Origin of the sequence: Streptomyces sp. NPDC096105 (assembly GCF_044763335.1) — a bacterium.
Lineage (GTDB): Bacteria > Actinomycetota > Actinomycetes > Streptomycetales > Streptomycetaceae > Streptomyces.
Genome location: NZ_JBIWGC010000025.1, coordinates 86,860 through 97,948, shown reverse-complemented (window position 1 = coordinate 97,948; position 11,089 = coordinate 86,860). Strand labels below are relative to the sequence as shown.

At 73.9% G+C, this 11,089-nt stretch carries 8 protein-coding genes; all 8 read left to right on the top strand.

Annotated features, from left to right (window positions below; all coding sequences use genetic code 11):
• A partial coding sequence (locus ACIQ8B_RS28895; RefSeq protein WP_403550826.1) for a HAMP domain-containing protein occupies nucleotides 1–3,579 on the top strand: 3,579 nt, incomplete at its 5' end.
• Entirely contained in the window at nucleotides 3,576–5,990 is a 2,415-nt protein-coding gene (locus ACIQ8B_RS28890) for a SpoIIE family protein phosphatase (protein WP_403550824.1), read from the top strand. The genes ACIQ8B_RS28895 and ACIQ8B_RS28890, both read left to right, overlap by 4 nt.
• Nucleotides 5,991–6,092: 102 nt before the next feature.
• A complete protein-coding gene (locus ACIQ8B_RS28885; protein WP_106416549.1) occupies nucleotides 6,093–6,485 on the top strand; it encodes an STAS domain-containing protein in 393 nt (130 codons plus the stop codon).
• A 64-nt stretch (nucleotides 6,486–6,549) separates the two neighbouring features.
• Nucleotides 6,550–7,449, top strand: a complete 900-nt coding sequence (locus tag ACIQ8B_RS28880) for an STAS domain-containing protein (protein WP_290004786.1) — start codon at nucleotides 6,550–6,552, stop codon at nucleotides 7,447–7,449.
• Nucleotides 7,446–7,859 carry an STAS domain-containing protein gene (locus tag ACIQ8B_RS28875; protein WP_403550821.1) on the top strand — a complete coding sequence of 138 codons (414 nt, stop codon included), beginning with the start codon at nucleotides 7,446–7,448 and terminating at the stop codon, nucleotides 7,857–7,859. Before ACIQ8B_RS28880 ends, ACIQ8B_RS28875 begins: the two co-directional genes overlap by 4 nt.
• Nucleotides 7,859–8,302: an anti-sigma regulatory factor gene (locus ACIQ8B_RS28870; RefSeq protein WP_403550819.1), complete on the top strand. Its 444-nt coding sequence runs from the start codon at nucleotides 7,859–7,861 to the stop codon at nucleotides 8,300–8,302. Before ACIQ8B_RS28875 ends, ACIQ8B_RS28870 begins: the two co-directional genes overlap by 1 nt.
• Complete coding sequence (locus ACIQ8B_RS28865) at nucleotides 8,302–9,369, top strand: SpoIIE family protein phosphatase (RefSeq protein ID WP_403550817.1); 1,068 nt, start codon at nucleotides 8,302–8,304, stop codon at nucleotides 9,367–9,369. Before ACIQ8B_RS28870 ends, ACIQ8B_RS28865 begins: the two co-directional genes overlap by 1 nt.
• A complete protein-coding gene (locus tag ACIQ8B_RS28860; RefSeq protein WP_403550815.1) occupies nucleotides 9,366–11,084 on the top strand; it encodes a PP2C family protein-serine/threonine phosphatase in 1,719 nt (572 codons plus the stop codon). Before ACIQ8B_RS28865 ends, ACIQ8B_RS28860 begins: the two co-directional genes overlap by 4 nt.
• The last annotated feature ends 5 nt before the right edge of the window (nucleotides 11,085–11,089 follow it).

Below are 11,089 nucleotides of genomic sequence, written 5' to 3'. Positions count from 1 at the left end.
ATCAACACGATGGTCGACCAGCTCTCCGCCTTCGCCGACGAGGTCACCCGCGTCGCCCGCGAGGTCGGCACCGAGGGACGGCTCGGCGGACAGGCGGACGTGCAGGGGGTCAAGGGCACCTGGCGCGACCTGACCGACTCGGTGAACTTCATGGCCGGCAACCTCACCGGCCAGGTGCGCAACATCGCGCTGGTGGCGACGGCGGTCGCGCAGGGCGACCTGTCGCAGAAGATCACCGTCGACGCCCGCGGCGAGATCCTCGAACTCAAGAACACCATCAACACGATGGTCGACCAGCTCTCCGCCTTCGCCGACGAGGTCACCCGCGTCGCCCGCGAGGTCGGCACCGAGGGACGGCTCGGCGGACAGGCCCAGGTGCGGGGCGTGTCGGGCACCTGGAAGGACCTCACCGACAACGTCAACGTGATGGCGTCCAACCTGACGAGTCAGGTCCGCTCGATCGCCCAGGTCGCCTCCGCGGTGGGGCGGGGCGACCTGTCGCAGCGCATCCGCGTCGAGGCGGCCGGCGAGGTCGCGGCGCTCGCCGACGTCATCAACACGATGGTGGACACGCTGTCCGCGTTCGCCGACGAGGTCACCCGCGTCGCCCGCGAGGTCGGCACCGAGGGACGGCTCGGCGGACAGGCCCACGTGCCCGGTGTCGCGGGCACCTGGAAGGACCTCACCGACAACGTCAACTCCATGGCGAACAACCTCACCGGCCAGGTGCGCAACATCGCGCTGGTGACGACGGCCGTGGCGAAGGGCGATCTGTCGAAGAAGATCGACGTCGACGCCCGCGGCGAGATCCTGGAGCTGAAGACGACCATCAACACGATGGTCGACCAGCTCTCCGCGTTCGCCCAGGAGGTCACCCGCGTCGCCCGCGAGGTCGGCACCGAGGGACGGCTCGGCGGACAGGCGGAGGTCGAGGGCGTCTCCGGCACGTGGAAGCGGCTCACGGAGAACGTCAACGAGCTGGCGGGGAACCTCACCCGGCAGGTCCGCGCGATCGCCGAGGTGACCAGCGCGGTCGCCGAGGGCGACCTGACCCGCTCGGTGAACGTGGAGGCGTCCGGCGAGGTCGCCGAGCTCAAGGACAACATCAACGCGATGGTGGAGTCCCTGCGCGAGACCACCCGGGCCAACCAGGAGCAGGACTGGCTCAAGACCAACCTGGCCCGGGTGTCCGGGCTGATGCAGGGCCACCGCGACCTGCCCGTGGTCGCGGAGCTGATCATGGACGAGCTGGTGCCGCTGGTGTCCGCCCAGTACGGCGCCTTCTACCTCGCGGAGGACGGCGAGGACGGTCCCGAGCTGCGCCTCGTCGGCTCCTACGGCTACCCGGACGACAGCGAGCGGCCGACCCGCATCCCCTTCGGCAAGACCCTCGTCGGGCAGGCCGCGCGCAGCCGGCGCACCATCCTGGTGGACGCGCTGCCGCCGGACTACGTGACCATCTCCTCCGGACTCGGCCAGGTGGTGCCGACCGCCCTGGTGCTGCTGCCGATCGTGGTCGAGGGCCAGGTCCTCGGCGTGATCGAGCTGGCGTCGGTGACCCCGTTCACCCAGATCCACCAGGACTTCCTGGCGCAGCTCATGGAGACCATCGGCGTCAACGTCAACACCATCGTGGCGAACGCCCGCACCGACGAGCTGCTGGTGGAGTCGCAGCGGCTGACCGCCGAACTGCAGGAGCGGTCGGCGGAGTTGCAGACCCAGCAGGAGGAACTGCAGCGGTCCAACGCCGAACTGGAGGACAAGGCGGCGCTGCTGGCCGCGCAGAACCGGGACATCGAGGCGAAGAACCTCCAGATCGAGCAGGCCCGGCAGGAACTCGAGGCGCGGGCGCAGCAGTTGTCGCTCGCCTCGAAGTACAAGTCGGAGTTCCTGGCGAACATGAGCCACGAGCTGCGCACCCCGCTCAACAGCCTGCTGATCCTGGCCCAGTTGCTCGCCCAGAACCCCTCGCGCAACCTCTCCCCCAAGCAGGTGGAGTACGCGCAGATCATCCACTCGGCGGGGTCGGACCTGCTCCAGCTGATCAACGACATCCTCGACCTGTCGAAGGTCGAGGCCGGGAAGATGGACGTCAGCCCCGAGCGGGTGGAGCTGCGCCGGCTCGTCGAGTACGTCGAGGTCACCTTCCGGCCGATGACCATGCAGAAGAGCCTGGACTTCACGGTCACCACGGCGCCGGGCGCGCCCGCGGACCTGCTCACCGACGACTCGCGGCTGCGTCAGGTGCTGCGCAACCTGCTGTCCAACGCGGTGAAGTTCACCGAGCGGGGCCAGGTGGAGCTGCGGATCGAGCCGGCCCCGGACGACGAGGTGCCCGGCGAGGTGCTGCGGGGCGGTCCCGTGGTCGCCTTCCGGGTGCGGGACACCGGGGTGGGCATCCCGGAACAGCACCTGGAGTCGATCTTCGGCGCCTTCCAGCAGGCCGACGGCACCACCAGCCGCAAGTACGGCGGCACCGGCCTGGGCCTGTCCATCACCCGGGAGATCGCGCACCTGCTGGGCGGCGCGGTCACCGTGGACAGCGTCGCCGGACAGGGGTCCACGTTCACGCTGTTCCTGCCGGTGGCCCGGCCGGACTTCGAGCAGCAGCTGCGGCCCGCGCCGGCCGTGGAGAGCGAGCCGGCCGGCGGCGCGGAGCTGCCGGAGGCCGCGTCCCGCCGGACGCCCGCGATCGAGGCCGCTCCGGCCGAGCCGGGACAACGCCCGCGCCGGCTGCTGGTGGTGGAGGAGCGGCCCCGGGGGCTGCTCACCCTGGTCGCGGAGAGCGTGGTGCAGGACGTCGCGCACGCGGGCGGCGGCTCCCGGCCGTCGGTGGACATCATCACCGCCGTCGGCGCCCAGGAGGCGGCCGGCGCGCTGGCCGCCGACCCCTGCCACTGCGTGGTGCTGGAGCTGGGCATGGCGGAGGCGGAGGTGACCCGCTTCCTGGAGGCCCTGCGCGGGGACTCCGCCCTGGCGAGCGTGCCCGTCCTGGTGCACAGCGGGCACCGCGCCGACGCCGACGTGGAGGCGGCCCTGCGCTCCCGCGCCTCGGGCACGGCGCTGGAGTTCCTGTCCAGCCTGGACGAACTGCGGGAGCGGATCGCGCTGCACCTGTCGGCGGAGGAGCCCGGCGACGTGCTGTCGCTGGTGCGCCCCGACGAGGCGCAGCGGGCGACGCCGGAGGCCGTGGTGGACGGCTCGTTCGCGGGCCGGACCGTGCTGGTCGTGGACGACGACGCGCGCAACCTGTTCGCGCTGAGCGGCATCCTGGAGCTGCACGGTTTCCGGGTGCTGCACGCCGAGGACGGCCGCAAGGGCATCGAGAGACTGGTGGAGAACCCGGACGTGGCGCTGGTCCTGATGGACGTGATGATGCCCGAGCTGGACGGGTACGCCGCCACGGCCGAGATCCGGACGATGCCGCAGTACGCGGACCTGCCGATCATCGCGGTGACCGCGAAGGCGATGCCCGGCGACCGGGAGAAGAGCCTCGCGTCGGGCGCCAGCGACTACGTCACCAAGCCGGTCGACAGCCGTGAGCTGATCGCCTGCGTCCGCCGCTGGCTGCCGGCATGAGCGTCGACGAGCACGTGGGCGAGCCGCCGCCCGAGGAGATGGAGCTGCGGCGCACCCCGGCAGGACCCGCCGGGGTGGCCGCCGACTCCCCCGTGGGCCGGCTGGCGGCGACGGTGGACCGGCTGAGCCGTGAGGTGCGCGCCGCGCAGGCGGAGGCCGAGGGGCGGGCCCTGATCGAGCTCGCCAAGGGCATCCTCGTGGAGCGCCTCGGCTGCGGTCCCGCGCAGGCGGCCCGGCAGCTCGCCGAACTGACCGAGCAGGCCGGGACGACCCAGCTGGAGTTCGCGGTCGAGGTGATCAACCAGGCCGCCCGGGACCGGATGTCCGAGGTGACCAACGCCTTCCTGGCCGCCACCCGGGCGGCCGGCGAGGCGGAGGCGGACCCGGCGGCCGTACGGCTGCGCGCGGCGGAGAGCGGGGCGCTCGCCGCCGACGACACCCAGGCGGTGGCCGAGTCGCTGCTGGAGCAGGCGCTGCGTCCGCTGGGCGCGGTGGCCGTGGCGATCTGGGCGGCCGCCGCCGACGGGTCGCTGACCCTGGCGGGCAGTGCGGGCTTCTCCCCCGCCGAGGCGGCGCGCTGGTACTACGTGCCGCCCGACGTGGCGACGGTCGCGCGGTGCGGTCTGGCCGAGCGCGACGGGCTGTGGATCGAGTCGCTGTCCCAACGGGGGCTGCCCAGCGTCGGGCGGCACCACCATCCTGACGGCGGCCGCGCGGCGGTGCCCGCCGGCACCGGGGGGCGTGTGTACGGGGTGCTGGAGATCGTCTGGCCCGCGCCGCTGCCCTCGCAACCGCCGCAGATCGTGCGGCAGGTGGAGGCGCTGGCCGAGCTGTGCGCGCACACCCTGGAGACGTTCACCGTGCCGGACGACCCCAGCCGGCCGCCGCGGGTGCTGCCGGACGCCGCGGAGCTGATGGACCTGGCCGACGGGCTGTACGACCCGGCCCTGGTGCTGGTGCCGCACCTGGACGAGTCGGGGAACCTGCTCGACTTCCGCATCCAGCACGTCAACAGCCGCTTCCTGGACCCGGCGGGCCGGCCGCGCGGCATGGTCAGCGGGGCGCTGCTGCTGGAGGCGTACCCGATGGCCGCCGGGGAGAGCGAGCTGTTCCAGCGGATCGAGCGGGTGTACGCCACGGGTGAGCCGTTCCGGGCCCGGCGCATGCACCTGACCGCGCTGGTCGACCAGGTGCCCCTGTCGGCGGTCGCGGACATCAGCGTGAGCCGGCACGGCGCGGGGATCCTGTTCATCTGGCGGATCGAGGACGAGACGGCCCGGCTGGCGAGCCTGCTGCAGCACGCGCAGCGGCTCGGCCGGATCGGCGGGTTCGAGGAGAACCTGCTGACCGGGGAGATCACCTGGAACGGCCAGCTGTTCGACCTGTACGGGCGTCCTGAGACCAGCCCGCCGGTGCCGCTGGAGAACCTGCCGGCGCACGCCCACCCGGACGACGCGGTCACCATCGGCCGTTTCCTGCGCACGCTGCTGCACCACCGGCGGCCGGCCTCGGCCGCCTTCCGGCTGCAGCGGCCCGACGGGGTGACCCGGCACATCCGGGTGGTCGCCGAGCCGGTGCTGGACACCGACGGGCGGCTGCTCACCGTACGGGGCGCCTACCAGGACATCTCGTCGCAGCACTGGACCGAGGTGGCGCTGGCGGCGACCCGCGACCAGCTCGCCCACACCGAGCAGCACGCCAGCGAGCGGGACCGGCTGGCGCTGCAGCTGCAGCGCGCGATCATGCCGCCCGCGCAGGCGCCGCTGCAGGTGCCCGACCTGGACGTGGCCGTGCGCTACCGGCCCGCCGAGGCGGAGCAGCTGGTCGGCGGCGACTGGTACGACGCGGTGGTGCTGCCGTCCCGGCTGGTGCTGCTGTGCGTGGGCGACGTCGCCGGTCACGGCATCGAGGCGGCGACCAGCATGGTGGTGCTGCGCAACGCGCTGCGCGGGCTCGCCGTCACCGGCGCGGGGCCGGGGCAGCTGCTGTCGTGGCTCAACATGGTGGCGCACCATCTGACCGGCGGGGTCACGGCCACCGCCGTGTGCGGCCTGTACGACCCGGCCACCCGCACCCTGCGGTGGGCGCGGGCCGGCCATCTGCCGCCGGTGCTGGTGCGCGGCTCCGAGGCGGCCCCGCTGCCCCCGGTGCAGGGTCTGCTGCTGGGCGCCGTGCCGGAGGCGCGTTACGAGGAGGGGGAGGTGCAGCTCGCCGCGGAGGACAACCTCCTCATGTACACGGACGGGCTGATCGAGCGCCGGGACCGCTCGGTGGAGGAGTCGCTGACGCATCTGCTCACCACCGCGGCCACGGTGCCGGGCACGCTCGACCAGCGGCTGGACCGGCTGCTCACGTACAGCAGGTCGGACACCGACGACGACACCTGCATCGTGGGGATCAGGGTGGGGTAGGTCACCCGTGCGGCCGATCGGGCGGGCACAGGCATGAAGGGGCGATTCGGGGGTACGCGCGGCTGCGCGACGAAGAGCTTGATCACCTTGTTGGAGGTACTCGTGCCCATTGCCCAGGATCCGTTGTCCGTAGAGGTGACACTTCCCCGTGAGGATGTGGCGCTGCTCACGGTGGAGGGCTACTTGGACGTCGACACGGCGACCGAGTTCCAGCACCACCTGGCCAACCAGCTGCACCACGGCCGCCGGCACTTCCTGCTGGATCTGTCGGCGGTCCCCTTCATGGACTCCTCCGGCATGAACATCATCCTGCGCGTCTACCAGGAGGCGCGGGAGCTGCCTGGGAGCGTGCACATCATCTCCCCCACCCCGGCCGTGCGCCGGATTCTCGACCTGACGGGCGTCAGCATCACCGTGCCCGTCTCGGGAAGCGTCGACGAGGCGCTGGAGCGCGTGGACCGGCACGAGCCGGCCCCGGCCGAGCCCGAGGCCTGAGCAAGCCGACCCGCCCGGTCCCGGCACGGGTCCGGGCGCATGTGACGAGGAGGAGAGCAGACAGGTGCCGGAGCACGAAGCGGACGCGACCCACGGAACCCCCGCCCGGGAGGTCGGGGACTTCCTGCGGCGGCGACGGGAGCAGGTCGCCCAGCGATGGGCGGACGAGCCCCTGTTCCGTACGGTGTTCACCGTCTCCCGCGACGAGGCGGTGGACGCGGGCCGGGTGATCGTGGACGCGCTGGCCCAGGTGGCCGACGCGCAGCGGATCGAGGACCCGGACGCCGCGGGGTTCACCGGGGTCCGCGAGCAGCTCGCCCGGATGGGGGCGGCCCGGTCCCGCGCGGGGCTGTCCATCACCCAGGTCTCCAGCGAGCTGGCCGCGCTGCTGCCGCCGGTGGAGAACCTCCTGGTGGCCGATCTGGAACAGGAGGACCCGGAGCGGCGGCGGGAGTGCGCGACCGCGCTGAGCGTGCTGATGGGCACCCTGCGGCTGGTCACCATGCAGACCGCGCTGAGCGAGAACCAGGCCCTGATCGACCGGCAGCGGCTGCAGCTGCTGGAGGTGGCGACACCGGTGATCAAGCTGTGGGACGGGATCGTCGCGGTCCCGCTGATCGGGACGCTGGACAGCGCCCGCAGCCAGGTGGTGATGGAGACGCTGCTGAACGCGGTCGTCGACCAGCACGCCCGGTTCGCGATCCTCGACATCACCGGCGTGCCGACGGTCGACTCGCTGGTGGCGCAGCACCTGATGAAGACGGTCGCCGCCGCCCGGCTGATGGGCGCCGAGTGCGTCGTCTCCGGCATCCGCCCGGCGATCGCGCAGACCATCGTGCACCTCGGACTGGACCTCGGCACGGTCAAGACCCGCGCGAGCCTCGCCGACGCGCTCGGGTACTGCCTGAACGAGCTGGGCGCGAACATCGTGAACGCCCCGGCCGAGGGTGCGGTCCGGCGGTGAGCGAACACTTCGCCCGCCCGGTCGCGGGACACGTGCCGGTGCTGCGGCTCGGGGACGTGCTGCTGGTCACCCTCCAGGGCGACCTGCACGACAGCATGGCCTCCCAGCTCCAGCAGGACCTGGCCGAGACGATCGCCGCCAGCCGGGTCACCGGCGTGGTGATCGACATCTCCGGGGTGGAGATCGTCGACTCCTTCCTCGGCCGGGTGCTGGCCGAGACCGCGGCGCAGACCGAGCTGCTGGCCGCGCGGACCGTGGTGGCGGGCATGCGGCCCGCGGTGGCGATCACGCTGGTGGAGCTGGGCCTGACGTTCCCGGAGCTGCGCACCGCGCTCACCACCGAGGCGGCGCTGGAACTGCTGGCGCAACCCATCGTCGCGATCCGGTCCGGCGGCGAGGGGAGACCGTGATGGACACCGCCGCGGACGTCGAGGCGCGGCTGCCCATCCGGTCGGACCTGGACCTCGCGTGGGTGCGTCAGCACGTGCGGCAGGCCGCGACCCGGCTCGGCTTCGGACTGGTGGACCAGACGAAGCTGGTGACGGCGGCCAGCGAGCTGGCCCGCAACACGCTGGTGCACGGCGGGGGCGGCGTCCTGGAGACGTCACGGGTCACCGCCGCCGACGGGACGGCCGGGCTGCGGCTGGCCTTCTCCGACGAGGGCCCCGGGATCGCGGATCTCGACCGGGCCCTCAGCGACGGTTACACCTCGGGCGACGGCCTGGGCATGGGGCTGGGCGGGGCGCGGCGCCTGGTGCACGACTTCCAGGTCGACAGCACTCCGGGGGCGGGCACCACCGTGCGGGTCACCTCGTGGGTGTCCCGGCCGGTCCGGCCGCGCGGAGGTGCGTGATGCCGCGCGTGTGGTACGTGCCCGTGCACGACTCGACCCGGGTGCGGGACGCCAGGGTGGCGGCGGAGGAGGCCGCGGCCCGGGCCGGACTGGACGAACAGCGCCGGGCGGCGTGCGCCCTGGTCGCCACCGAGCTGGCGACCAACCTGCTGAAGCACGCGAAGGCCGGCGAGGTGGTCGTCGACGTCGTCGATCCCGCCGTGCTGCCCGAGGGGCGGCCGGGACGGGCCGTGCAGATCACCGCGCTCGACCACGGGCCGGGCATCGCCGACGTGCCCGGCGCGTTCGAGGACGGCTTCACCACCAGCGGCTCGCTCGGCGCGGGTCTGGGAACGTGCCGGCGGGTCGCCGACGCCTTCGGCCTGCACAGCGTGCCCGGCCGCGGCACGGTCGCGGTGGCCCGGGTCGGGCCCGCCACGATCGGTCTCGTCCCGGACGAGGACCCGACGCGGTCGCTCGGCGTGCGCGCGGGCGGCGTCAACGTGCCGTTCGCGGGCGCCGAGCTGTCCGGCGACGCCTGGTCGTGGGTGCGGTCCGGCGACCGGGTGACGCTGATGCTGGCGGACGGGCTGGGCCACGGCGCCGAGGCCGCCCGCGCCTCCGACGCCGCCGTGGAGGAGCTGCGCCACTGCGCCCGGCTGCCGCCCGCCGAACTGCTCCAGCGGCTGCACACCACGCTGTCCGGGACCCGCGGCGCGGCGGTCGCCGCGGCCCAGCTCGACACCTGGACCGGGCGGCTGCGGTTCGCGGGCATCGGCAACGTGACCGCGCGGCTGCGGGACGGCGGGCGCTGGCGGACGCTGCTGTCCCGGCCCGGGATCGTCGGCGCGCACCGGCCCCGCACGGTGCGCGAGGACGAGGTCGACTGGACCCCGGACAGTCTGCTGATCCTGCACACGGACGGGCTGTCGTCCCGCTGGACGCCGCCCTCGGACACCGGTGTGCCCCCGGCCGACCCGGCCGTGACGGCCGGCGTGGCGGTCCGCGACGCGGGCAGCGCGGCCCGCCCGGTGCGGGACGACACCGCCGTGGCCGTGCTCGCCAACGTCCCGGAGGCTCGTTCATGACGCGCGCCTGGCGCATCACGACCGTCACCGACGCGGCCCGCGCCCGGATCGCCGTGGCGCGGCTGGCCGCCGCCTGCGGCGTGCCCACCGTGGCGCGGGCCCGGCTGGCCACCGCCCTCAGCGGGCAGCTGCGGCAGTGCCTCACCAAGGGCGGCACCTGGCTGCTCACGCTGGAGACGGCCGGGGGCGAGGACGCCGGGCCGGGCGAGCTGCACGTGGTGATCGTGCCGTCCCCGGACGCCGCCGGGGAGCGCGCCCCGTGGACGACGGGCGTGCCCTGCCCCGAGCCGGGCCGGGTGTCCGACCCGTGCCCGGTGCCGGAGGATGCGGCCGTGCTGTCCGAGGGGCTGCTGGGGGCCGACGAGGACACCTCGGTGGTGCTTCAGGAGCTGGCCGAGCAGGAGGGGCTGGTCGCCTTCCACCGGGAGGAGCTGCACCAGACCAACCAGGGGGTCCTGGCGCTGCACGCCGAACTGGACGCGGCGGGCAGGGCGCAGCGGGAGGCGTTCGCCGCGGAGCGCCGGGCGCGCACGGAGGCGGAGAACGCGCGGCGGCGGCTGACGTTCCTCGCGGACGCCAGCGCCGTGCTGACCGCGTCGCTGAACCATGACGAGATCCTGCGCCGGCTGCCGGAGCTGCTGGTGCCGCGGTACGCCGACGGCGTCGACGTCTGGCTGTTCGACTCCGAGGACGGCCGGCCGGCGCCCGCGACACACCCGGGCGCGGCGGTGCTCGCCGCCCGCACCGGGCGTCCGCAGTACGCCGCCGACCACCCCGGCAACCTGCCCGGTGTGGAGGACCGGCCGCCGTCGGCGCTGGCCCCGGACCGGCCGCTGCTGTGCGTGCCGCTGCTGACGCCGCGCCGGGCGCCGCTGGGCGTGCTGACGCTGTCGCCGCAGGGCGAGCGCTGGGACCCGGACGACGCGGTGATGCTGATCGAGCTCGCCCGGCGGGCCGGGATCGCGCTGGACAACGCCCGCCGCTTCGAGCACAACCGGGACATCGCGGAGACGCTGCAGCGGGCGCTGCTGACGGAGCTGCCGTCGACGCCGGGCGTGGGTCTGGCCGCGCGCTATCTGCCGGCCACGCACGGGCTGAACATCGGCGGCGACTGGTACGACGCGTTCCAGCAGCGGGACGGCAGCCTGGTCACCGTCATCGGCGACGTGACCGGGCACGGGCTGCACGCCGCGGTGATGATGAGCCAGCTGCGCACCGCGCTGCGTGCCTACGCCGTGGACGGCGACGGCCCGGGGCGGCTGCTGACCCGGCTGCACGGCTATCTGCGCCATCTCCAGCCGGACCTGTTCGCGACGGCCGTCATCGCCCGCTTCCACCCGGACGGCCACACGCTGACCTGGGCCGCGGCGGGTCACCCGCCGCCGGTGCTGCGGCTGCCGGACGGCCGGGTGCGCACGCTGGACGCGAAGCCGGGGGCGATGCTGGGCATCCCGCTGAGCCAGGACATCGCCGACCACACCGAGCGGCTGACGCCCGGCTCGACGCTGGCCCTCTACACCGACGGCCTGGTGGAGCGGCGCGCGCGGGGCATAGACCCGGGCATCGAGCGACTGGGCGCGGTCCTCTCGTCGTTCGACCGCGCGGAGCTGGACACGGACCTGGAGGACGCGGCGGACCGTGTCCTCCATCCGCTGCTGAGCGACTCCGAGCGCGACGACGACGTGTGTCTGCTCCTCTGCCACCTGCGCGGCTGAGGCGT

What these genes read in the sequence shown, in the direction of transcription:
- ACIQ8B_RS28890 (WP_403550824.1), top strand. Translation starts at nt 3,576, where the DNA reads ATGAGCGTCGACGAGCACGTGGGCGAGCCGCCGCCCGAGGAGATGGAG.
- ACIQ8B_RS28870 (WP_403550819.1), top strand. Translation starts at nt 7,859, where the DNA reads ATGGACACCGCCGCGGACGTCGAGGCGCGGCTGCCCATCCGGTCGGAC.
- ACIQ8B_RS28865 (WP_403550817.1), top strand. Translation starts at nt 8,302, where the DNA reads ATGCCGCGCGTGTGGTACGTGCCCGTGCACGACTCGACCCGGGTGCGG.
- ACIQ8B_RS28860 (WP_403550815.1), top strand. Translation starts at nt 9,366, where the DNA reads ATGACGCGCGCCTGGCGCATCACGACCGTCACCGACGCGGCCCGCGCC.